Source organism: Methanimicrococcus stummii, assembly GCF_032594435.1.
In the GTDB taxonomy this organism is placed as follows: Archaea; Halobacteriota; Methanosarcinia; order Methanosarcinales; family Methanosarcinaceae; genus Methanimicrococcus; species Methanimicrococcus stummii.
This window is the reverse complement of the sequence record NZ_CP131062.1, coordinates 1,499,495-1,524,492: the sequence shown is the minus strand read 5'-3', so window position 1 is coordinate 1,524,492 and position 24,998 is coordinate 1,499,495. Positions and strand designations below refer to the sequence as shown.

Here is a 24,998-nt window from a genome sequence, read left to right as displayed (position 1 = left end):
AAACGATTTAAAATCAAAAAATTAGAAAGCACTCTCATAATTCACTACAAACCTCTCAAATATATATCACCCAACCAATGCAATCTAAAATAATTTAAGTGCGATCTAAACTAAACAAGTCTTTAAACCTCTACTATAAGCTAAAATACTCAGCAAATACAAAGTTTTGAAAAACGCCGTTCATCCATCATTTTCCCCCACTTTTTTTTCTTTTTCTTTTTTTTCTGATTTTTCTTCTTCTTTCGATTTTCTTCTTCTTTCGATTTTCTTCTTCTTTCGATTCTTTTTCTTTTAATTGATTTATTTTGCCTGTTTGAAATCGTCGTAAATAATCATGCCGTCTGTCTCTTTTTCACGTCAATCATCGTTTTGAATCTCGGCATTCGTCCGCACTCTGTTTTCTTCTCGTCTCTCTCTTCTGTGTTTGTTTTTTGAATTTTTATTTGACTGAAAGATTTTTAAAGGCGGATTCTCTTTTCGGCGTAATTGTTCGCCGGTTTGGCGAATAAATGTCATAAATTATCGTTATATTCGTAAAAACATAATTTTAATTTGAACGGATTTTTTCGTCAGATGGAGGAATTTTATTATGAGTGAACAAGTTATCAAAATCGCCGACACAACCGGCAACCCGGGCGCGCTCGGCTTGACAGGTTTTTCTTTGGCGACGTTAATGCTCAGTTTCCATAACATGGGCATCTTTTCCGACAGTTTGCCGGTGATCGCGATGGCGATTTTCGTTGGCGGATTGGCTCAGCTCTTGGCCGGCATGCTGGCTTGGAAGAAAGGAAACACATTTGAAACTGTCGCCTTCACCGGCTTCGGTGTTTTTTGGCTCAGCTTCGCCTACATTTTAATCGCGCCTTTCGGCGCTGCTGCCGCAAGCGACCTTTCGCTCGGTCTTTACCTCATTCTCTGGGGCGTTCTCGGTGTCGGTTTATTGCTCGGAACTTTGAAAATGGGCGTTAAAGCGTTGATTGTTGTCTTCGTCTTGTTGGTTTTGACCTTCTTCGTGACAGCCGCATCCCACTTGGTTGCAATTTCCGCGCTCGGTTTCCTTGCCGGATTCTGCGCTTTCCTCTTGGGCGCCGCCGCATTCTACACGGCAATGGCAATCGTTTTGAACGAACTCGGCTACAAATTGCCGATGTAATTTCAAACGCTGAGTGTTGAAATTTGAAAGAAATGAAAAAATGAAACCGGTTTCATCGGTTTTATTTCATTTTCTTTTTCCCTTTTCCTTTCTGTTTTTAATTTTATTGTTTGGCCGAATCTGTTTTTAGCTTTTGATTTCTGATTTTTAATTCTTGATTTTTATTTGTGTTATTTTTCAATTGTCATTTTAATTTTGTTTTATTTTTTTAAAACGGCTTTATTATTTTCATATGGCAATTGTCGTAAAATAATCCGTTTTTTAAAAATCTGTTCGTCTTTTGTTGAATTTTGATTGAATGCCTGACACCGCAGTTTTCATTCAAAATCATCGTCGGGAATCTCTTTTTTTATCACTTTTCGCGATGAAAAGTTTATAAAAGCAAAAACAATTGAACAATTTGCCGAAAAAAATGAATTTCGAAATTTATGTGTGTGTTTAATTTCGTTATTCAGATGCTTTTTTTGGTGTGTGTATTTGTATAGACTTAAAAAGTGTGTTGAGTCTATACACTCTAAAAATATGGTAAAATTGTTTAGAAATTTTGGAGGATTTTTACAAATGTCTGAATCTGAACAAGTGGTTCGAATATGTGATTCATGGGCAACGCCGGGCGCGCTCGGTTTGACCGGTTTCAGCATGACAACCCTTATGCTGGCATTTTTTGACCTGGGATTATTTTCCGATGCGCTCGCATTGATTTCCATGTCAATTTTCGTCGGCGGTATCGCTCAATTCTGTGCAGGCTTAATGGCCTTTAAGAAAGGAAATACTTTTGAAACGGTTGCTTTTTGCGCTTTCGGAATGTTTTGGATTAGTTTCGCTTACATCTTGATTGCGCCGTTCGGTTCCGATCCGGCAAGCGCCGTCAGCATCGGCATCTATCTTTTGATCTGGGCGCTTCTGGCCGGAACGATGCTGTTTGGCGTTATCAAGCTGAAAGCCAAATTCCTGATCGCGGTTTTCGCGCTTTTGACACTGGTTTTTGTTGTGACCGCGCTTTTTTATTTCACCGGAATCGCGATTATCGCGACAGTTGCGGGTGTTTTGGCTTTGGTTTTGGGACTTGTCGCCTTCTATACGGCGATGTCAATCGTTTTGAATGAAACCGGTTACAAGCTTCCATGCTGAAAATCTGTTTTGTGTTTTTCGGGAACGCAATTGCGTTCCCTTTTATTTTTTAGTTTTTTATTTTATTTTGCCGTAAAAAATTAAATACAAATGAAACCCATTTGTTTTATTAAAAAATTAATTTTTAAATCTTGAGAATTTAAAGTTTTGAACTTTTGGTTGAAGCTTTAGTTTAAAATTTATTTGAAAATTTATTTGAAGTTTTCATTTTGATCAAAAATAATAACGGTGTGTGCAATAATGGCTTACAGTTTAGGAATTGATGCCGGCGGAACATATACGGACGCCGTTTTGATTCGCGAAGAAGACGGCGCGGTGGTCGAGGCAGGCAAAGCGTTGACAACATATCCCGATCCGGTCGGCGGCATTAAAAATTCAATCGGCATGCTGGATCCCGATAAATTGAAAGCGGTTGACGTGGTTTCGCTTTCAACAACGCTTTCAACGAACACGATCTTGGAAAACAAAGGCTTTCCCGTCGGCTTAATTATGGTCGGCGACTACAATATTCCGGAAACGGTGCCGGCGCAAATGTATTGCATTGTCGGTGGCGGTCATGACAGCAACGGCGAGGAAGCAAAACCGCTTGACATTGACGCGGTTTCCGAGTTTGCGCTTTCCGTTAAAGACCGCGTCTCAGCGTTTGCGGTTTCGTCTCTTTTCAGCGTCCGAAACGCTGATCACGAGCTTCGCGTCAAGGAAGAAATCCTGAGGCTGACCGGCTGCCCCGTTGTCTGCGGCCACGAGTTGTCTCAAGATCTCGGCGCGTACGAGCGCGCGGTGACGGCTTTTTTAAACGCTCAGCTCATTCCGATTACTTACAATTTTACAAAATCCATTCTTTCAGAAATGGAATGTATCGGCATGAACGCAACGCTTCTCATGCTCAAATGCGACGGATCCGCCGTCAGCATCGAAGAAGCGCTTGAAAAACCGATTGAAACTATTTTCTCAGGGCCTGCCGCCAGTTTGATGGGCGCCGCTTACCTTTCCGGACTGAAAACCTGCGCGATGATCGACATCGGCGGCACCAGCACGGACGTCGCTCTCATCCAAGACGGACTGCCGGAAATGGATGATTCCGGCGCGGTTGTCGGCGGCTGGTCAACGCGCGTGAAAGCGATTCGAATGGAAACGGTTGCAACCGGCGGCGACAGCCACGTTTACGCGACAGACGATCCGAACCGCAAAATCCACCTCGGACCGCTTCGCGTCATGCCTCTCTCCCGTGCTGCTTCTTTGTATCCCGGATTTTTGGAAAAGCTTCAGGAAACCAAACTTCCGCCGCGAAAATATATTTCACAATTTATTCTCCCATCCGTTTTTTACATCAAAACCGAATTTCCGCCAATCGAAATGACAACGCTTGAAGAGCTTGTTTACAATATCATTGATACCGATTTTCCGGTTTCATGGTCGGACATGTTTGAGCGGCTGGATAAAAAAATGCCGATGTCATCGGTTTTAGAATCTTTGGTCAAGAAAAGACTGATTCAGCCGATCGGCTTTACACCGACGGACGCGCTTCACATTTTAGGCGAATATACCGAATGGGAAACAGAAGCGGCAATTATCGGCGCTCAAAAATCTGAGCGCCTGACTTACAAAAACGCCGAAGAGCTGGCGATTTTCACAAAAAAACAAGTCGCGATGAACATGGCTTCCGGCTTGGTTGAATATTTGGTTCCCGGAATTTTAAAACGCGATGTTGAAAAAGTGCTTTCCGGTATTTATCATACAATATTTTCAATATCGGTTCCGATTATTTTAATCGGCGGCCCGTCAAAAGCGTATGCAAAAGAAATCGGTGAATTAATCCAAGCGGAAATTTTAACGCCCGAATTTTCGGATGTCGGAAACGCTGTCGGCGCTCTTGTCGGAAACGGCATTTACAGAACGGATGTTTTGATAAAGAAAAATGCGCGCAACGACGGCGATTTACAGGTGACGGAATTTTTGGTTTTCCACGGCGGTCAAAGCCACATTTTCACATCTTACCAAGAAGCGCATGAAAAAGCGATTCAAATCGGAAATGATTATGTTTTGTCAAAAATGCTGAAAACAGGACTTAAAGACAATCAAATCAGCATTTCGAATACCGAAAAAACGCTTCAGACAGGATCGGACACGCCGTATGAAACGAAAATTTCATTTGTCGGCGTCGGCACATCCCGATTTGATATTCAATCCGATAAAATTCCGGATTTCGTGAAATTCATTAATCCCGAAAAAAGTAAACGGATTTAATTTTGCCGATTTCAATTTGATTTTTTCTGGAAAATCAAACAATTCAGTTTGATTTTCTTTTATTTTGTTGATGTTTTGGTTTTTATTTTGTTGATGTTTTGGTTTTTATTTTGTTGATGTTTTGTTTTGTTTTGCTTTGATTTGATTTGATTTGTTTTTTATTTTATTTTGTTTTGTTTTGTTTTTGTTTTGTTTTTGTTTCGTCGGTTTTTGATTTTGGCGGAGCGCTCTGTTTATTTGGATCCTGCGGTCTTAATTTTTTAATGTTTGAATCAATTTTTGATTTTATTTTTTGAGTTGCGGCAAAAAATATTTTTAATTTTTTAAAAATTTGAATTGATTTTAAAATTTTCAATCTTCTGTATTTGAATTTATTTTTTGTTATTTTTGTTTCCTTTCGATTCAATCTTTCAAAAATTTAGTTCAAATTTTGTGAATTTTATTTTATTCGAATTTGGAATATTTTGGTAAGACAATTTATCTTTAATTCATTTTCTTCAATTTAAATAATTTTTATATATTTCTTCCTTTTGCGTTTTATAAAAACCGTTATTAAATTAATTTACCAAACACGTTCACATTTTCGAAAGCTGTTGTTTATTACAATGATGTTGTATTTTTTGCATAAACCTTAATTACTATATTGCTAATTCACATTTGCTTAGCAGAGCAAAATTCACTTTGATTGTATTGAGTTACAACATTGTTGTGTGTATTTTGTTTAAAGCAGGATGAATAAAATGTTAGACTTTAAAAAAGAAGATATTTCAGACGTCCTCATCCGGTATAATGTGGCTATGGAAAAAACCATGACCCCCGATGAGGCCGCAGAACAGCTTTATCCGAAAGACCCGCTGTACAAAGCAGTCGCGGTTGCAATTTACGAGGGCGAAGAAGACGATGTTATTGACGCGTTAGATGCGCTTTTGGATGCCGGCAACGACCCGCTCAAACTCATCGACGACGCGCTTCTTCCGGGCATGGGTGTGGTTTCCTCCCTTTACGATCAAGGAATCATCTTCCTCCCCAACGTTATGATGTCAGCGGACGCGATGCTTGAGGGTATCGACTACTGCAAAACAAAAACCGCGGAAATCCCCGAAGCAAAAGGAACAGTTGTCTGCCACGTTGCAGAAGGCGACGTCCATGACATCGGTAAAAACATCGTCGCAGCGCTCCTCAGAGCAGACGGTTTCGATGTCGTTGACCTTGGCCGTGACGTTCCGACCGAAGAAGTTCTCGCAGCTGTCGCGGAACACAAACCTGTTATGATTACAGGAACCGCTTTGATGACCACAACAATGTATGCCTTCAAAGACGTCAACGACAAACTCGTTGAAAAGGGTTACAACATCCCGTTCGCCTGCGGCGGCGGCGCTGTTAACCAGGAATTCGTTGAAAGCTTCACGCTCGGCGTTTACGGCGAAGAAGCAGCAGAAGCACCGAAATTCGCCAACTACATTTTAAAGAACGGCGCAGACATCGGCAAATTAAGAGATGAATTCCACACCCACTAAGGAGGCAGCAAAAATGGCAATTAACAGATACACAAAAATGGCGTACGCAAACGCAGACGAGATGATTTTCGGTAAATGTAAGTTTCCCGTCAAAGCCGGCCTCGGTCTTGAAATCGGCGCAGGCTACACGATTCCCGAATTAAACTATGCTCCGAGACCTCAGGCCAGTGTCTCAAAAGAAGCGCTCGTTAAGGAATATGAAAGAATTACAAAAGACTCTATGGCAAGACTTGTTCAGATCGGCGCTCCGGCAGTCGTTCTCGAAACAGAGCACGTCCAGCAGCTTACCGCAAAACCCGATGTCGGCGCGGAAGTCGCACATGTCCAGAAGGCCATCATGGAAGAATACCATGAAGAATACGGCGTGAAATGCGCGCTCAGACACACGATTGCTGACTTAAGAGAAGACCGTGAATATTTGGCGCTCCGTTCCAAAGCTCCCGAGATTTTGGAATCCTTTGACCAGTGCGCCGCGCAAGGCGCTGACCTTTTGTCCATCGAATCTATGGGCGGAAAGGAAGTTTTCGACTACGCGATCGTTCGTGATGACACAGCAGGCATGCTCTTCTCAATCGGCGTTCTCGGTACAAACGATATGGACTTCATCTGGCAGGAAATCACAGACATTGCAAAGAAAAACAACGTCGTCTCCGCCGGTGACACAGACTGTTCTCAGGCAAACACGGCTATGTTTATCGCAGGCGGTCTCCTCGACAAGAACTTGGCGCACACAACGGCAATCGTTGCGCGCTGCATTTCTGCCGGCAGATCTCTTGCAGCCTACGAAGCAGGTGCAACCGGTCCCGGAAAAGACTGCGGTTACGAAAACATCATCATCAAAGCCATTGCCGGTGTTCCGATTACGCAGGAAGGCAAGTCTTCCACTTGCGCGCACTCCGACGTTATGGGCAACCTTGCCATGCAGTGCTGTGATATGTGGTCCAACGAATCTGTTGAGTACCACGGCGAATTCGGCGGCACAACCGTTCAGGTTTGGGTCGAAACCCTCGCTTACGACTGCGCTCTCATGAACACCGCGCTTAAAACCGGCAACGAAAAAGTCCTCAGAGATTTGCTTATGCTTTCTGACAAATACAGAGATCCGCAACCTTATGTTTTGGCTTACGACAACGCGTATCGCGTCGGCGAAGCAATCGCTGCGAACGGAAACGATCCGTACCTCCGCGCAAAAGCAGCGGCAGAAACCTGCTGTGACATCGTTCAGGAAGGCATTGACGGCGGTAAATTAATCCTTACAAAGTTCGAAACCAACGCCTTGAACAAAATCAAGACAGATCTTGCGGCACTCCCGACCGAGAGCGCAAAATTCATCGAAGACTGTATGGCAAAATACACCGCGGAAGTCCCCGTCTTCAAACCCGAAAACTACAGCTTGTAAGTTAAACAACAATTTGTGTTACAATTTGTTACAGCAATTTGTGTTACAATAATTTGTTACAACTTACGTTAAAATCAATCTTAAAACAAGACTCCTGTTCTTGTTTAAAAACCACAGCGGACAGAAATTCTGTCCGTTTTATTTTTTATCTTGTTTTTTATTTTACTCTCATTTTTGTTTTGCTTTTTGTTTTACTTTTGTTTTTTCTCGGTTTTGTTTTACTTTTGTTTTACCTTTGTTTTTTATTTTGCTCTTGTTTTCGTTTTATTAATTTCTTAAAAATATTTATCAAACTTTTCTTAAAAATTGTTTTTTTCAAAACCATTTTCTATTTTTCCAAATTTATTTTAATCAATCCGTTCTTTCAATATCGAATCGGATTCGTTACTTATTCAAAAAAATTATTATTAGAGTTCCCAAACATTTATATCATTTATGTATCTTTATTCAAGAAACTTATTCTACTTTACACACGATCGAATATTGTTATATCATTGATATAACGAAAATTTTTATTTGGGGTCTTATTATGAATTTGACAATTTTGTCACCGACCTCTTTTTTGAAGAACGATTTGAATGAGGAAAAAACCTCTTCCCATCCTGAAAAAAAGACTTTGGAAAAACGAAAACGCACAGGCTTAAGATTTAAAGGGGGAAGAATCCTCGCTCTGATTTTAATAGTTTTACTTTTATTCTCGGCAATCATGCCGCCGATTTCGGTTGCCGCGCTTCCCGATATTTCTGACGGATACGGCGAGCGATGGGACGGCATTGATTTTGAATCAATGATTGGCGACGGTATTTATTACGGGACTTATGATCATGCGATACAAATGAATTATCATTCAACGTCAAATTTGCCTGATTCTCGTAAAGAAGGGACGGAAACGCCTATCCTGTGGAAAATTATGGGTGAAGAAGCGAATGACGGTTATTTGACACTTTTCAGTGAATATGTTTTAGATGCCAGACCGTTTAATACACTACAAGATTATCCGGGATCGGCAGACTATTTCAATAATCGTCAACAAAATATCCGGCCATGGCTGGGCGATTATTCCGGATTTTTAGCGAGTTTCGGATCTTCAGGCAGTGCCGAAGATGACGGATTAGCGACATTTAGCTTGAGAGTCAGAATGTTTGAACGCAATTCCGGTGTTGAATATGCAACAATCGGCGGAAGTTATTCATCTTTTCCGATTGATTGGAAAGGATATTTTATGGCATATTGTTGGTATGTTGACACTTATGGTTATCCCGTTTCAACCAGTGTGAAAGCTTATATTCCATGGGGTTTGCGCGGCGGTTCTGATAATACTGTCATCGCTGGCTTTTCCTCTCCTGCTTATCCTGATAACAATACATATCCGGATGCCGGGTATTTGTTCTGGGATGCCGGAAATGACAGAAATGTGGATTATTTAATCGGTAAACCCGAATCCGGGGATTATGTCGGAACTTTAAAAAACGGTAACTCGGCCGATTATTGGACACGCTCTCCAAATGCAGAAATAAGAACCACGAATATGGCCAGTGGATTTTATTTCTATCCGTATGTTGTGGATTCAGATAACAGTGGTTCTGTTGGAACATGGTATTTTGCCAATCAATCCGCAGGCATTCGTCCGCTTGTCAAACTCAACCCTGAAAATGTCATTTTCGCTCACGAAATCGTTTCAGGAACGCCGACACATGCGAGCCAAGTTCAAGAAGATTGGGTAAGCAGCGGCATTTGGAATTATTCAGAATCGGCAACGGCAACAAATTACAAATTGACAATTTTGGACGACAGTTTGGAATTGAAGGAGCTTTATGACGGTTCGAGATCTTTGTCTAGCGGCGGTGCTCTTGCGCCGATTGCCGGAACATTGACTTTAACGAGTGATTCGTCAACCGGTTTTACCGGCGATTATCTTTCTTATAAGATTGTTGCCGATGACGGAACGGACAGAACGCTTGTTGCTTACGGCACCAACAAAAACGAAGTCGATAAGGAAACTCTTGAAATTGAAGCGGTTAACAGTTTGACAGACGGATCAGCTTTCGATTTCAATTCTTATTTCTACACATTATATGTTTGGACGGAAGTCGATCAATCCATTCGAAGTTTTGAAGGCAGCGATGTTTGGTATTTCGATTTCATCGAGGCCGGCGCACCTGCAAACAGCGGACCTTCCGTCATTGATGCTTCTCCGAACGGCACCGGCGTTTTGATTACCGAAAACACGGCATTCATTACCTTTGACACCGAAATGAATGCAAGCCCCGGATTCCCGGGAACCGTAACCTTGGACAACGGCGCGGTTTTGACCGGCGGCACTTGGAGTTCTGATAACAAGACAATCAGCTATTCTTTGTCTGATTTGGCTTATTCAACGACGTACAAATTCACAATCAAAGACTTTGAAGACATCTTCGACGAAACGATGACCGATTCAATCGGAGATTTCGAATTTACAACGGTTCCCGATACAACAAAACCGACCGTCATCAGTGTCATTCCAAACGGTACGGGCATTGCAGTCACCACGAATTCTTTGTCCGTCACGTTCAGCGAAGCGATGAACACAAGCGCCGGCTTCCCCGGAACTGTCACTTTGGACAACGGCGCGACTGTGAGCGGTGCTGGTACTTGGAGTAATGGCGGCAAAACAGTCACTTACACTTTGTCCGGTTTGGCTTATTCGACAACATATCTTTACACGATTCAAAATTTCGAAGATTTGGCCGGCAACACAATGGATCCTTCCACCAATGATTTTCATTTCACGACCGTTCCCGACACAACAAAACCGACCGTCATCAGCGTCAACCCCGACGGTTCGGGAATCGCGATTACCACGAATTCTTTGTCCATCACGTTCAGCGAAGCAATGAATACAAGCACCGGCTACACAAAATTCGTGACTTTGGATAACGGCGCAACTGTGAACGGTGTCGGCACTTGGAGTCTTGACGGCAAAACCGTCACTTACGATTTGTCAGGTTTGACTTATTCAACAACTTACAATTACACCATCACCGGTTTCAAAGATTTGGCCGGCAACACGATGAACCCTTCCATCAATGCTTTTGATTTCACAACGGTTCCTGACACAACAAACCCGACCATTATCAGTGTTGACCCTCATGGAACCGGAATCGCAGTCACTAAAGATTCTTTATCCGTCACGTTCAGTGAAGCGATGAACACAAGTGCCGTTTTTCCGGGAACCGTGTCTTTGGACAACGGCGCGGTTTTGAGTGTCAGCGGTACCTGGAGTCTTGATAAAAAGACAATCACTTACGGTTTGTCTAATTTGGCTTACTCGACAACTTACAGTTACACGATTACGGATTTTGAAGATTTGGCAGGCAATGCCATTGCTCCGTCTCTCGGTGTTTACACTTTCACAACTGTTCCCGACACAGACAAGCCGATTGTTGTCCGCGTCAGCCCGAACGGCACCGGCATTGCAATCAGCACTGACACGTTAACCGTCACATTCAATGAATCAATGGACACAAGCGCCGGTTTTCCGGGAACCGTGTCTTTGGACAACGGCGCGAATTTGGCAAACGGTGCTTGGATTAACGATACAACCATCGCCTATGATTTGTCCGATTTGACTTATTCGACGACCTATCTTTACACGATTGAGGATTTCGAAGATTTGGCCGGCAATGTAATGAATCCGTCTGTCGGCGTTTTCTCCTTCCGAACCGTGAGTCCGGGCGGCGGTGGCGGCGGCAGCAGCGGCGGGACAACAGTCATCACAAACTCTGAGCCCGAGCCTGAAACAATGACACCGGAAATTCCGCCTGAAATGCCTCCGGAAGATTCGGGCGGTTCGAATGAACCCGAAGAAGGATATGAAAACGGCGCAATGGGACAGGCCATCATTGTTCTTTTGTTCATGGTCGCGGTTGCAGTGTTCTGTTACCGCAAAAGCGTCGAAGAATTGGACGCGGCCGACGAACAGTACAGCGGTTACTACGGATACCGTTTTGAAAATTAAAATTAAAAAAGGAAATGAAATCGCCGAAACCGGCAGTTTCATTTTCATTCGTTTTTTAATTTCATTTTAATTTCATTTAATTTCATTTTTTTCATTTTCTTTTTTTCATTTTTCTTTGTTTCATTTTTCTTTATTTCATTTTTCTTCTTTTGTTTTTTCCGATGATTCAAGAATCGTTGTTTAATTATTTTCAGTTTGTTTTATATATAACTTCGATTTTGTTTGTTTTTGTTCATTTTGTTTTTTTGATCGTTTGATCTTTCTTTTTAAAAACAAACAGCCGATTTACCTTTGGTGACAATTATGAGTGAGATGAAATCAAATACGGGCGGAAATATTCTCGGGACGGAAGACGTTAAAAAATTATTGATTAAATTTGCCGTTCCCAGTGTTATCGCAATGCTCGTCGGCGCTCTTTACAATATTGTCGACCAGATTTTCATCGGGCAAAGCGTCGGCATGCTCGGAAACGCGGCGACAAATGTTGCTTTTCCGCTTGTGACAATCGCGACGGCGCTCGGACTTTTGTTCGGTGTCGGCGGCGCTTCGAATTTCAATCTTTATCTCGGCGCGGGAAACCGCGAGCGCGCCAAAAAAGTCGTCGGGAACGCATTGGTTTTGTTGACAGCGTCAGGTTTAATCATGCTTGTCGCGATTCATATGTTTTTAGAGCCGCTCATCAATTTATTCGGCGCGACAGAAGCCGTTTTTCCGCTGGCGCTTGAATACATTTCAATCACGTCATACGGTATTCTCTTCTTGATTTTTTCAACCGGCGCAAGCAATATGATTCGCGCCGACGGCAGCCCGAAATATTCCATGTATTGTTTGATGGCCGGCGCCGTTTTGAATATCATTTTAGACGCCGTTTTCATTTTCGGGCTTAACATGGGAATTGCCGGCGCCGCCTGGGCAACCGTTATCAGTCAAGTAGTTTCCTGTTTGATTGCTGCCGTTTACTTCCGAAAAATGAAATCCATTAAAATCGGAAAACAAGATTTCTTTTTAAAATGGGGCATCGTCAAGCCGATTCTTTATCTCGGCGCATCCAGCTGTTTGAATCAACTCGCGATGATGGCCGTTCAAATTGTTCTTAACAACACAGCGACGTTTTACGGCGCAGAATCCATTTACGGCAGTGAAATTCCGCTTGCCGTTGCCGGTGTCATTTCCAAAGTCAGCATGATTTTCATTTCCATCATCATCGGCATTTCCCAAGGCGGGCAGCCGATTGCCGGATACAATTACGGCGCGAAAAATTACGGGCGCGTCAAAGAAGTTTTCAAACTTGTCATCGGCATCTCGCTTTTGATTTCGGTTATTTCATTCTTGTGCTTCCAGCTTTTTCCGCTTCAAATCATTAAAATTTTCGGTGACGGAAGCGACCTTTATTTCGAGTTCGCCGTCCGCTTCTGCCGGATTTTCCTCATGATGATGATTGTCGTCGGCATTCAGCCGGCATCTTCCATTCTCTTTACCGCGATCGGAAAGTCTCACAAAGGCATTTTCCTCGCGATGATCCGTCAAGTGATTCTGTTGATCCCACTGCTTTTGATTCTTCCGATTTATTTCGGCATCGACGGCATTTTGTACGCCGGCCCGATTTCAGACGGCATCGCGGCAGTCGTTGCATTTGTTTTCGTTTATTTTGAAATGAAAGAATTGACGCGGCTTGAAAAAGAAGAAAATTTGAAACGAGAGGCTGCCGCCCTCTCTTAAACCTATTTTATCGGTTTTGTTGTTTACGTTTTATTTTCATTTCTTTTTTTGTTCCCGAATGTTTTGTATTTCGGGCGAATCCAAAGCAAAATGCGCGCAATAATTGTTAAAATCGGAAGCTCAATCAATGGTCCGATGACCAGCACCAATGAAATCATCGGATGGTCGGGAAAAGCGGAAACGGCAATTGCAAGCGAAAGCGGTGAATTTCTGGCAAGTGTTGTCAAATTCAGCGCGGTCGTATCTTCGTAAGACATTCCAAACGCTCTTCCGACGAGCTGGACGCCGATGAAATTGACGGCGAAAAATAAAACGACGGGAACGAGCATAATCAATAAAAGTTCCGGGTTTTGAAGCAGCAAACGGCCTTGAGAAGCGAACATTGCGACAATTGCCAAATTCAAAAAAATGAATTGCATGTTATCGTTATGAATCAATATTTTTTCATTCAGACTTTTTTCGTCATATTTTTTAATGTAAAAATACCTGAAAACGTTTGCAAGCGCGAACGGAATCAACAGAACGATTAAAATGCTTTTGAGAAGCGTTAAAACTTCAATGTCAACGACGCTTCCGGCAAAAATCAAAAGATAAATCGGAAGCAAAATAATTTGAAGAATCAAATTGAGTGGCAGCTGAGCTGCGCCGAGACTGACATTTCCTTTTGCCATGTCCGTAAAAAGCAAATACCAATCGGTACATGGCGTCACCATCAGCATTAAAAATCCGATTTGAAGATCCGGCTCGCCATGCAAAAAAACGGAAGCCAAAAACCAGGCAAAAAGCGGTGTCCAAATGAAATTAATCAAAACGGTCAGCGATGCAAAACGCGTGTTTTTAAATGAATTTTTCAAGCCTGTTAAATCAACTTGAAGGAAAACGCCGAAAAGCATAATCATTAAAAAAGGTTCAATCAGAGAAGCGGAATGAGCGCTGACAAACTCAATTTGTCCGAGCAGAATTCCTGCGGCAACGCTGATTAAAATAATAACGGAACGAAAATTGTTGTTGATTTTCTCACACACCGGTTTATTTCAGTTTTCCGTTTTTAATATTAATCGGTGATTAAATCATTTATTTGTTTCTTTGTTCATTTTCTTTTTTTATTTGTTTTTGTTTTTTTGATTTTTTGAATTTTCGATTCTTTTTTTTTGATTTTTTAGCAAAAATGAAACAAAATATTTATAATCGCTTTGTTATTTTCTATATGTGGTGTAATTTACAATTAGATCCCCTTGACAATTTACAATTTTAAAGTTATAAGGGCGTTTAATAATCTTTTGAAGGATTGAAATATATGACACTCAAAGAGAATTTACTCAAAGCCTTAAATGGCGAAGCTGTTGAAAAAGTACCGTGCGTTTCTGTAACACAAACAGGAACTGTTGAATTAATGGACGCAGTCAATGCGCCGTGGCCCGAATCCCAGTCTGATGCCAAGATGATGGCAGACCTCGCAATCGCAGCGCACGAAATCGCAGGCCTCGAAGCCGTTCGTGTTCCGTACTGTTTAACCGTCCTTGCGGAAGCAATGGGCTGTGAAATCAACATGGGTACAAAGAACAGACAGCCCTCTGTTATCGCGCACCCCTACGAAAAACCTGAAATGCTTGACGCGGCAACCAAACCGGACTTAAAAACCGCCGGCAGAATCCCTGCTGTCATTGAAGCAATCAAAATGGTCCGCGAAAGAGTCGGCCCCGATGTCCCGATTATCGGTGGCATGGAAGGCCCGATCACACTCGCATCCGACCTTGTCAGTGTTAAATCTTATATGAAATGGTCCATCAAAAACCCCGATGCGCTCGCTCAGGCAAATGCTTTTGCAAACGAAGCCGCAATCGAATACGCAAACTTGATGGTTGAAGCCGGCGCAGATGTCATCTGTATCGCTGACCCCGTTTCTTCTCCGGACTTAATGAGCCCGCAGGACTTCCATGACAAACTCATGGGCACCATCACCGAATTCGCCGACAAAGTCAATGCGCCCGTCGTTCTCCACGTCTGCGGTAATGTGACGGCAATTCTCAACGACATGGCCGACTGCCACTGCAAAGGTCTCAGCGTTGAAGAAAAAGTTGAAGACGTCAAAGGCGCCGTCGACCTCACAAAAGGTCGCGCTGTCATGGTCGGCAACGTTTCAAGTCCCTTCGTCCTCTTAAGCGGCGACGAAGAAAAAGTCACGGAAGCTGTCAACAACGCGCTTGATTCCGGCGTTGCAGTTCTCGCACCCGGCTGCGGTATCGCACCGATGACACCGACAGCAAACATCAAAGCCATGATTGCTGCAAGAGACAAATACTACCAGTAATTTGTTTCTGTTTTTAATTTTTAAATTGTTTTTTAAAAAGAGAGAAAAGGCAGTTTGCCTTTTCTTTATTTTCTGTTTTTAATCGGTTATTATAACCGATAATATCTTTAAAATTGAAAATATACAAATTATTGTCACAAAACCTAATGATCTTCGTGGGTGTTTTTTAATTATATTTGCAAGATCATTGAGTAATTTACGTTCAGTAATTTCTTCGTTTTGTTCCTTCTCAGACTCTTTTGCTGCTATTTTTATGAAATCTGAAATCATGTTTACAATAATACAACATGCAATCAACACAATCAATAAACTTAGGTATGCAAAGAAGAGAAAAACTCCAACATCATCTGGGGGAAATCCTTCTTTATTCAATATTTTTATTGTTTCTAAAAACCCATCTTCAAATACATTTTTTGTCAGTTCATATATTTTACTCGTGAAAAAAATGATTGCTGTTGTTAAAAATGCATTTGTAATAACAATAAGGTTCGGTATTTCTGAATATTTATATATTCTCCTCATTTGTATTATAATGTAGGCTATAATTATAATCAGCAAATTAGTAACCATTACTAATTCAAAATTTTCCACTGAATCTGCTATTAATTTTAATGTAATTATTGGAACTAATAATTCTAAAATAATTCTCTTCCTCCTCTAATTGTATTTCACTTTTCAACTATAATATTTCCCCGTACACTCTTCCACCGAAATTTCAATAACCGCCGTCGCCTTAATCCCGCTCCCAAACGGCGCTCCCATTAAAGTCGGCGTATATTTTTCAACGATTTCATTCAAAGCCTCTTCTTTGGTTTTTTCATCCTCGACAACTTTTGCCGTTCCTGTGATGATCACACTTCTGTATTTCGTGTTGACGTCGCAGGGCGATTTTTCGTCGGGCATGATGAATCCTTCAAAAAGATCGACTTCAAAACAGACATTCGGGTTGGCGGCGATGTTATCCAATTTTTGGCCGCGGATTAAACCGTGAATGTAGATTTTCTGATTGTGGTGCACGAAGTGAACGGGAACGATGTACGGAAACCCGTCGGCGCCGATTGTTGCCAATCTGCCGACACTTTCCTCGTCTAAAAGTATATTGATTTCGTCTTCGGTCAACGGATGTGTTTTCATTCGATTTTGCATAATTTTCCCCCTCTAAAATAAAAAACAAAAATAAAAACAAAAAATTGAAAATAAAACTAAAATGAATTAAAGAACAATCGGCTTTTTTGAGTTGTCTTTTATAATTTCCTTTTCAAACGACAATTTCTTCGCCGTTAAAAAAACGCCGACGGATTGGGCAATGATTTCTTCAATCTTTTCTTTCTTAACGTTCGTGACCGCCGCCAAAAAGCGCAGTTCGTAGTTGCCGTTGTTTTCCGCCGCATTATTTTCTTGTTTGATGTATTCCGCTTCGATTTTTCGATCATCGGCGCCGGCGGTTTGACTGACTTTCACAAGCGTGCCGCCGACTTTGATTGCCATTTTGATATGGCCGACAAAAGATTTGTTGACATTTGAAATATCAGCCCCGGCGGCGGCAATAATATTTTCTAAAAGCTTGCCGGCGCTTTTTTCCGTCAGCTCGCCTTCGATTTTGTACAATCCCGAACACGTGCTGACATTTGAAATTTCAATCGAATTTAAATTTTCAGTTACCTTCGACCTCGCGTCTTTGGAATCAATTAAGCTGACGGTTTCCTCACCCTCGCGCATTATTAATTCATAAAGCTTGTCAACCGATTCGTCATTTGTCGCCGACATCCGAAGCTTGTAAGCATCCGGATTCATTTCTTTCAAAAACGATTCGATGCTTTCAATTTTCGCTTCATTCGCCAAATCAATCTTATTGATGCCGATAATTTCCGCTTCTTTCAATTGCTGTTCCACAAATTTCGGAATCTGGCTCATTTCCGCCGACAAACGAGAAACATCGACAAGCGTCACAACGGGCGCAAACGACATCATCACATTCATGTTCAAAAGCTCGTCCCGAATCTGGCTCGGAAACGAAAGGCCGGTCGGCTCCATGATTAAAATGTCGGGATTGTGAATGTCCGCGATTTCCGAAACCGTAATTCTGAGATTAATCACAAGCGAGCAGCAAATGCAGCCGTTTGTCAGCTCTTTTGACGGAATGCCGGCAGTTTCAAGCGTTTCGCCGTCAATGCCGATTTCACCGACTTCATTAACAACCAACGCGACTTTTTTGCCGTCCGCCGTCAGCCTGTCAATGAGTTTTAAAATGGTTGTCGTCTTCCCGCTGCCCAAAAAACCGCCGATGAGAAAAATCCTCATAAAAATCCCCATTTTGTTAAATTAAAGAAACCAAATCGTAAAGCGCGTCTTTCGGATCCTTCGCCTTCACGATTCCCGATGCCAGCAAAACGCCTTCCGCGCCGAGCTCAAGCGCCGCTTTCAAATCTTCGCCCTTTGAAATGCCTGCGCCGCAAAGCACTTTGACATTCGGATTGATTTTCTTCACCGCGTCAACCGATCCGGTGACAACGCCCGGGTCTGCTTTTGACACCGGAATACCCGATCCGATCAATTCGGGCGGTTCAATCGCAACAAAATCCGGCCCGAGCGCTGCCGCCGCCGCCGTTGTCGCGATATTGTTGGTGCAGATCACGCTTGCCATGCCGTTCGCCCGAAGCGCGCCTGCTGCCGTTTCGATGTCCGCGAGCGTCATTCTGCGTTCGGAATGGTTAATCAGGCTGCCGACAGCGCCGGCTTCCAAAACAGCTTTCACGTACACTTTTCCGGTATGGCTTCCGGGTCCTGCGCCGTCAATGTGCTGAGAATAAACGGGAACATCGACGACAGACGCGACGCGGAAAATATCCGGAATCTGCGGCGCGATTGCAATGTCAACGCCGGCGCTTTCAGCGACATCGCGGCAGGCCTCCGCCAATTTCACGGCATTCGCGCCGGTTCCTTCATCGTAAGTTTTGCAGTTGAGAAGAATAAAAACAGACATAGTTTCACCAATTTAATTCGTAGGTGGAACAATGTATTGATAGATTAATAAATTTATTCAAAAAAAGAAACAAAAAAGAGAATAATTTCTCATTCTTTTTAATCATCTTCTTGTCTTTTCACAAACACGAAAACGGCAATCGCTAACACAAAGAACAAGACGATTACCGACGAAGCGATCTCGGGCAAACTTCTTTCAAAAGCTGTTCCCGGCTTATTTTCAATAACGCCCTCTGAACTTTCTCCGCGCTCGAAAATGATTTCAAGAATGTTTTTGTTTTGAGTTGATTTTTCAGGCGTTTTTCCCCACTGCGCGTACAAATCAACGTCGCCTGCGAGCACAATTTTCTTTCCTGGCGCGAAACTGATGCTTCCGGTGCCGTCCGGCAAACTGTTCCAGCCGGTAATTACCAAGCCGTTGTTTTCCCAGTTCAATTCGTCTTTGGTTTTTCCTTTTAAAACGCCGTTTTCAACGAACAAAACATCGGCTGTGTCAACGCCGCCGTCGTTCTTATGATACGTTGCTGTTTTGTAGAAATATTCGGGAATATCAATCGACCAAGAACGCGCCGCTGCTGTCAAATCTGTCATTCCCCAAACGTAAGGCAGCGTCTCAGAAACGCTTTGCTTTCCCGTCTGATGCGGATTCAAGCGCCAGTCAATGTCTGCCAAAGACGCGACCGGGCTGATGAAATCATCGTCATCCGCGCTGAACGCCAAATGCAAATTCCATTCCCATTCCGGATAATAGATTTGACTGTATTTGACTTCCAAAGCATCAACCGTCATTTCAAAATTCGCTTCATTTTCATTATCGGCCGTTGTCAAAGCAACAGGCGCAATATCAATTTCCGTCAAATAAAGCAAATGAGAAGCGTCCGCGTCAGGCGCGCTCGTCTGCCAATTCAAAATCGGAAGCAAAAACGTATTATCAATATCATACGAATTTATTCTCCAGTCCGCGCCGCTCCAACTCGCGTCCCAAACCGGAATCGACTCCGGATTTCCGCTGCCAAACGCGTCCCAAACATTGTAAGATTTGACAAACGTGACATCTTGCCCGAGAATATTCGAAATACTGCGGTCCTGCGCTTTAATGCCGTTCCAAACATAACAATTTTGAAACGTATTCGCGCCGTCATTTAAAGAAACAAAACAATCCGCGATGTTAGAAGAAACAACTTCACCGCCCAGCGCCATGACATTTTTAACAACGGAAGTATTTCCGGCCGGCGTTTCAGCCGCTCCGATAAAACCGCCGGCTGCCAACAAACCGGTCACATTTCCGGTCGAATAAACATTTTCAATATTTCCGCCGGTTAAATGCCCGACAAATCCGCCGGCAGTAAAAGCTTCAACGTCGCCGGTCGCGTAACAATTTGTAACGTTTCCGCTTCCATTGATTTTTCCGGCAAATCCGCCTGCATAATCAGAATCGGTAGTGACGTTTCCGGTTGCGTAACAATTGACAACCTCGGTTGAGACAACACCTGCAAATCCGCCTGCATATTCTGTTGCGTTTTTAATATCAATGTCAGAATAACAATTTTCGATTTTTGTATGCTCTTTTGTCAGGCCGATAAATCCACCTGTAATATTACCGGTTGATTCAATTGTACCTGTTGCATAACAATCTTTTATAATCGGATTTTCAACATGCCGCCAAACATGGGGGTTGGGTTCAAACAGTTCAAATCCTATAAATCCTCCTGTGTTATAACTCTCTGAAATAATATTTGTATTTGCATAACAGTTTTCTACATGCGAATCCAGCGTTAATAATCCGATGAATCCGCCGGAGAAACCGTTGGCAGCAGATTTAATTTCTTTTTCCGAATTTTCAACAAAACAATTCCGAATTATTCCGGTTCCGCCTCCTATAAACCCACCAACAACAATTCCTGAAACACTTGTATTCGTAACAGAACAATCCGTTATTGTTCCCATATCTATTACATTTGTATGCGATGCTGATCCTCCGACGAATTGGCCGATAAATCCGCCTGCACTTCCGCTATTTGATTTTACTTCGCTGTCATAAACATGACAATTTGTTATAACAGATTTATAAAATGATCCCGGGAAAAAACCGCCGAGAATTCCTGCATTCTCATATACGGATGTGACTGTTGCATTTCGTATTGTAATATTTTCAAGTGTAAAAGTTTGACCATTTCCAATACCAGCACTTACACTTCCGTTACCATTCATGACCACGTCGTTTATGATAATATTTTTCACTGAAGAATTATTTGCACCGCCCGATCCGATACAACCAACACCATTATTTCCTGTTACGGAAATGTTTTGGATTTCTATATCTTGAACATTTGTCCGATCCAAACTTCCTGCAATTTCTCCTGTGTTGTTTTTCCCGGAAATCTCTGAATTTGTTCCGTTTGCATATGGAAGTAATTTGATTTCAGAAATCGAAGTATTGTTTGAACGTCCGACAATAGCGCTTGTATTTCGATCTCCTGAAACATTAAACCCGGAAATTTCAATATTGCTGATAACAGATCCGTTTGAAATTCCGGTAATAATGCCGACACCCATGTAAGTATAACCAGAGGGCTCGACAGCCGGAATATAACCGGCAACGGTTACATTTGAAAATTTCATGTTTTTCACTGTTCCACCGGTCAAATTTCCAAACATTCCTGTTATGAGGGAAGACGGTCTTGCTTGAATTGTTAAATTTTTAATTTCAACATTATTGCCGTCAAAAATGCCGTAAAAATTCGGCATCACTGTAAATGTTTTCCCGGTCATGTCCATATTCGCATTTTCACGAATTTTATAATTTCCGGATGAGGGATACCGATAAAGCTCGGCTAAATCATCGGCATCTTCTATCCAATAAATGCCGCTTTCATAAGCCAAATTTCCGCCCGCTGCATAGGCTGTCCCGGTGAATGAAATGAAGATTAAAAAAATCGTAAAAAATAAAAAAAATGTTTTTATATAACGCATTTTTGTTTTTCCCTTTTTGAATTAAATGATTTAATAATTACTCTTAAATTTGATATATATAATTTATTATGAAGTAATTATTATTCCATCATTTAATTTGTATATTCGGGAAATCTTTTTCAAATTATGAATTTAACTTTTATTTTTCATCATCCCCTTCATCCTGATTATTTTCAATGACCCAAACAATCAGAAACACCGCAACGGCAATCAAATCAATCAGCAAAATCCAAATCATATTCGGCACCTGTTCGGGCTTTACATCTTCGGGAACGTTTCCGCCTGAATTATTTCCGTCCGAATTGTTGTCGCCAGGATTGTTTTCATCCGGAATTTCTGTCGGTTTTTCGGGTTCGTTTCCGCCGCCGCCGTCTTCTTTGTCAACAACGGTTGCGCCGCCGGTGCCTCCTCCGCTTCCGCCGCCGTTTTCATTTCCGCCGGGCTGATCTGCCTCGAATTTAAATTCAATCGACGAGCCGTTGATGAAAATGCCTTCCGTTTTATGCGTTGCCGTTCCCCACGCATAATACGTTTGAGACGTTTCCGAATCGGCATCCGGATTCAAAACAGTTGCCGTGTATTTTCCGGAATCGTCATCATAATCGGCGGTTATCGGGGTTGCCGCGAAAATGCCTGCGCCGCTCGTGCCGTAAAACAATTCCGTTTTCCAATCGTCTTTGGTCGGCTCTTCCGTTTTCCAATTCACTTCAAATCCGAGCAAAACGCTGTCTTCATTTGATTCTAAAATTTCCAAATTGATGATTTCAGGCAATTCCGCGCGCAAATAAGACGCATCTTCTTGGAACTCTTCCGTCTGCCACACAAAAACGGGAAGCCTGTAATCGTCATAAATGTTCAATTTCCAAATGCCTGTGTCCCATCCGTCCCACGCCTGATTCGGAAATGTGCTCCAAACTTGCCGGGACGTGACCTCCGTTCCGTCTGTTCCTCTTCCGTTTGTTCGCTTTGTTCGAATTGTGTTTTCCCAAGCATAATTGTTGTCGGCCCACTCGTTATTTCTGTTTCCGTAACTGATCAAATAAGCGTCGGTGCTTTTTATTTCTTTGAGCAGATTCATATTGTTTTCTAAATTTACCGAATTGAATATAATCATACATGAAACAATACCGCCGACACCTTCTCCGATTTCATAACCGGTTGTTCCGACGGTATAGCAATTCTTAATTTCTCCTTTCATGAATGTGCCGCCGGCAATGCCGCCCGTTCCCAGTCCGCCTTCCATGTCGCAAACGGCGTAGCAATCCGAAATGGTTCCGTCTCCCAATTCTCCCGTAATGCCGCCGACAGCTGTCGCATCTTGAACATGCATTTTTGCAGCGGAATAACATTCTTTTATTATGCCGCCGGATATTTGATTTCCGGCAATGCCGCCGGTTTTGTTAACGGCTGAAACATATTCGTCTCCGCCGATGAATTTATTCGTAACGGGTGTGATTTCCCCGTCAAAAAAGCTTTTTTCGATTTTTCCGCCGCTTTGGGTTCCGACGAGACCGCCGCATTCGAAATTTAAAATGTCAATGGAAACGTTTGACGAACAGTTGATAACTTCAGTATTGCTTGCATAACCGACGATTGACCCGACTTTTTGGCTTCCGAAAATATGCGAATCTTCAATGCGAAGATCTTTAATTTTCGCGTTTTCCGTGTATCCGAAAAGACCGACACCGATTAGATAGTTGTTGCCTTTTCTGACTTCCCACTGCCTGAAATACAAATTAGAAATTGTTTTGCCGTTTCCGTCATATTCGCCTTTGAACGGCTTTGTGCTTGTGCCGATCAATTGAAAATTGCTCATTTTGTCGGCAGGCTCATTTTCTGCGGTGTATTCCGCGAGATATTTGCCGGCAAAATCGGGATATTTGGAAGCGTCCAAAATTTCGGGATCGTCAAACGTAATGTCTTGCGTTTGAACGCAGTATATATAATAATCATCGCCGGCTTGGGTTTGAATAATTCCGGCCAGTTCAATTAAATCGGCAGTGTCGGAAATATTATACGGGTCGGTTGAAGTTCCGGAGCCTTCCAAAGCCGCCGCAGTTCCGCATATCAGCAAAATGCTTAAAAAAACGGCTGCTGCAATCAATAGTTTTTCGTTCTGTTTTTTCAAAATAATCACCTTTGTAAATCGTTATTGTCATCGTATTGCCCCGCTATTGCTCTCGTTGCCGTTCCCATTGCTGCCATCGTTGCCGTTTTTATAATGTCGTTTCATTTTGTTTCGTTTTTGCATTTTCGTTTTATTTTTCCAAGTGGGTTATTTTCCAATTATTATTTATACGTTTTTATATTAATATTATATATCTTATGCTAAATTATTGATTTATCAGCAAATTTGTTTTATTTTTTATTGATGACGCAGTTTCATCTCATCAAAATCTAATTATCATTATTTTTCATTAATGTTAACCGATAAATTTTTAAAACCTTAAGTTTTGAGTATACACTGGTGATAAAAATGAAAGGATATGGTATGTTATCCGTAAACAACGTTGGATGGATGGAAAAAGAAAAACCCGTCGCCGGTCCTTTAGATGCGATTCTCAGACCCGTTGCGGTTGCGCCGTGTTCTTCGGACACGCACACAAGCCATGGCGGTTCGGGAGATCAGAAAAATTTGATTCTCGGACACGAAGCAATTGGTGAAGTTGTCGAAGTCGGCGAACTCGTGACACGCTTCAAACCCGGAGACATTGTTGTTGTTCCGTGCTGTACGCCGGATTGGCTGGCAACAGACCTTCAAAGCAACAAATACAATGCCCACGATCACGGTTTGATGGCAAGTTTCAAATTCTTGCTTTCCAAAGACGGCGTTTTCGCCGAATTTTTCCACGTCAATCAGGCAGATGCGAACTTGGTTAAACTTCCCGAAGGCATGGACATGGCAGCCGCTTTAATGACGGTTGATATGATGTCAACCGGTTTCTTCGGTGTCGAGCAGGCGGAAGTCGAATTCGGTGACACGGTTGTCGTCATCGGCATCGGTCCGGTTGGCTTGATGGCTGTTGCCGGCGCGCACCTCAAAGGCGCAGGCCGCCTCATCGCGGTCGGAACACGCCCGAACAGCGTGGCCGTCGCCAAAGAGTTTGGCGCAACTGACATCATCAGCTACAAAGACGGCGACATTGTCGAGCAAATCCTGAAATTGACAAACGGTAAAGGCGTTGACCGCGTGATTGTTGCAGGCGGCAAGACCGACACAATCAATCAGGCGCTTCAGCTGCTCAGACCCGGCGGCATTGTTTCAAACATGAATTTCTTCGACGCAACCGAAACTTTTGAAATTCCGGCATGGGATTGGGGTCTCGGCATGTCCAACAAAGACATTCGCGGCGGATTCTGTCCCGGCGGCGCGCGCCGTATCGAGAAAATGCTTGAAATGATTCAATACAATCGTTTTGATCCGGCAAAATTAATCACCCACAGATTCGACGGATTCGACAAAATCGAAGACGCTTTCAAATTGATGGACGAGAAGCCTGCCGATTTGATTAAGCCGGCTGTTTTTATTAAATGGGATTAATTCCGTTTTTAAAAATTGATAAAAT

The 24,998-nt window shown here is 42.6% G+C and carries 16 protein-coding genes; 9 read left to right on the top strand and 7 right to left on the bottom strand.

Translation table 11 applies throughout. The features are described from left to right. The first annotated feature begins 589 nt into the window (after window positions 1-589). From MmiEs2_RS07145 to MmiEs2_RS07115, 7 genes are all read left to right on the top strand, one after another. Window positions 590-1,153, top strand: coding sequence for an acetate uptake transporter (locus MmiEs2_RS07145; protein WP_316559179.1), 564 nt, complete (start codon window positions 590-592; stop codon window positions 1,151-1,153). 561 nt (window positions 1,154-1,714) lie between these two features. Beyond that, a complete protein-coding gene (locus MmiEs2_RS07140) occupies window positions 1,715-2,284 on the top strand; it encodes an acetate uptake transporter (protein WP_316559178.1) in 570 nt (189 codons plus the stop codon). 240 nt (window positions 2,285-2,524) lie between these two features. Next, complete coding sequence (locus MmiEs2_RS07135) at window positions 2,525-4,531, top strand: hydantoinase/oxoprolinase N-terminal domain-containing protein (protein WP_316559177.1); 2,007 nt, start codon at window positions 2,525-2,527, stop codon at window positions 4,529-4,531. A 740-nt stretch (window positions 4,532-5,271) separates the two neighbouring features. After that, on the top strand, window positions 5,272-6,048 hold the full coding sequence (gene mtaC / locus MmiEs2_RS07130; RefSeq protein WP_316559176.1) for a methanol--corrinoid protein MtaC: 777 nt from the start codon (window positions 5,272-5,274) through the stop codon (window positions 6,046-6,048). Between the two features lie 13 nt (window positions 6,049-6,061). Then, the gene (gene mtaB / locus MmiEs2_RS07125) at window positions 6,062-7,447 is read left to right on the top strand and encodes a methanol--corrinoid protein co-methyltransferase MtaB (RefSeq protein ID WP_316559175.1); all 1,386 of its coding nucleotides are present in this window, start codon (window positions 6,062-6,064) and stop codon (window positions 7,445-7,447) included. A 529-nt stretch (window positions 7,448-7,976) separates the two neighbouring features. Beyond that, on the top strand, window positions 7,977-11,447 hold the full coding sequence (locus tag MmiEs2_RS07120) for an Ig-like domain-containing domain (RefSeq protein ID WP_316559174.1): 3,471 nt from the start codon (window positions 7,977-7,979) through the stop codon (window positions 11,445-11,447). Between the two features lie 303 nt (window positions 11,448-11,750). After that, window positions 11,751-13,166 carry an MATE family efflux transporter gene (locus MmiEs2_RS07115; protein WP_316559173.1) on the top strand — a complete coding sequence of 472 codons (1,416 nt, stop codon included), beginning with the start codon at window positions 11,751-11,753 and terminating at the stop codon, window positions 13,164-13,166. A gap of 23 nt (window positions 13,167-13,189) precedes the next feature. On the opposite strand, the gene MmiEs2_RS07110 is transcribed toward MmiEs2_RS07115, so the two are convergent. Then, on the bottom strand, window positions 13,190-14,191 hold the full coding sequence (locus MmiEs2_RS07110) for an arsenic resistance protein (RefSeq protein ID WP_316559172.1): 1,002 nt from the start codon (window positions 14,189-14,191) through the stop codon (window positions 13,190-13,192). A gap of 263 nt (window positions 14,192-14,454) precedes the next feature. Between MmiEs2_RS07110 and mtaA the strand changes: the two genes are divergently transcribed. Continuing rightward, on the top strand, window positions 14,455-15,477 hold the full coding sequence (gene mtaA, locus MmiEs2_RS07105) for a methylcobamide:CoM methyltransferase MtaA (protein WP_316559171.1): 1,023 nt from the start codon (window positions 14,455-14,457) through the stop codon (window positions 15,475-15,477). A gap of 78 nt (window positions 15,478-15,555) precedes the next feature. On the opposite strand, the gene MmiEs2_RS07100 is transcribed toward mtaA, so the two are convergent. From MmiEs2_RS07100 to MmiEs2_RS07075, 6 genes are all read right to left on the bottom strand, one after another. Continuing rightward, complete coding sequence (locus MmiEs2_RS07100) at window positions 15,556-16,068, bottom strand: hypothetical protein (protein ID WP_316559170.1); 513 nt, start codon at window positions 16,066-16,068, stop codon at window positions 15,556-15,558. 84 nt (window positions 16,069-16,152) lie between these two features. Beyond that, window positions 16,153-16,623 (bottom strand): pyridoxamine 5'-phosphate oxidase family protein, encoded by a 471-nt coding sequence (locus MmiEs2_RS07095; RefSeq protein WP_316559169.1) that lies wholly within the window; start codon window positions 16,621-16,623, stop codon window positions 16,153-16,155. Window positions 16,624-16,689: 66 nt separating this feature from the next. Continuing rightward, on the bottom strand, window positions 16,690-17,778 hold the full coding sequence (locus MmiEs2_RS07090; protein WP_316559168.1) for a CobW family GTP-binding protein: 1,089 nt from the start codon (window positions 17,776-17,778) through the stop codon (window positions 16,690-16,692). Between the two features lie 16 nt (window positions 17,779-17,794). Then, on the bottom strand, window positions 17,795-18,460 hold the full coding sequence (gene tpiA / locus MmiEs2_RS07085) for a triose-phosphate isomerase (protein ID WP_316559167.1): 666 nt from the start codon (window positions 18,458-18,460) through the stop codon (window positions 17,795-17,797). A gap of 98 nt (window positions 18,461-18,558) precedes the next feature. After that, window positions 18,559-21,342, bottom strand: coding sequence for a GLUG motif-containing protein (locus MmiEs2_RS07080; RefSeq protein ID WP_316559166.1), 2,784 nt, complete (start codon window positions 21,340-21,342; stop codon window positions 18,559-18,561). A gap of 229 nt (window positions 21,343-21,571) precedes the next feature. Beyond that, window positions 21,572-23,560, bottom strand: a complete 1,989-nt coding sequence (locus MmiEs2_RS07075; protein ID WP_316559165.1) for a hypothetical protein — start codon at window positions 23,558-23,560, stop codon at window positions 21,572-21,574. 390 nt (window positions 23,561-23,950) lie between these two features. Between MmiEs2_RS07075 and MmiEs2_RS07070 the strand changes: the two genes are divergently transcribed. Next, a complete protein-coding gene (locus MmiEs2_RS07070) occupies window positions 23,951-24,973 on the top strand; it encodes a zinc-binding dehydrogenase (RefSeq protein ID WP_316559164.1) in 1,023 nt (340 codons plus the stop codon). The last annotated feature ends 25 nt before the right edge of the window (window positions 24,974-24,998 follow it).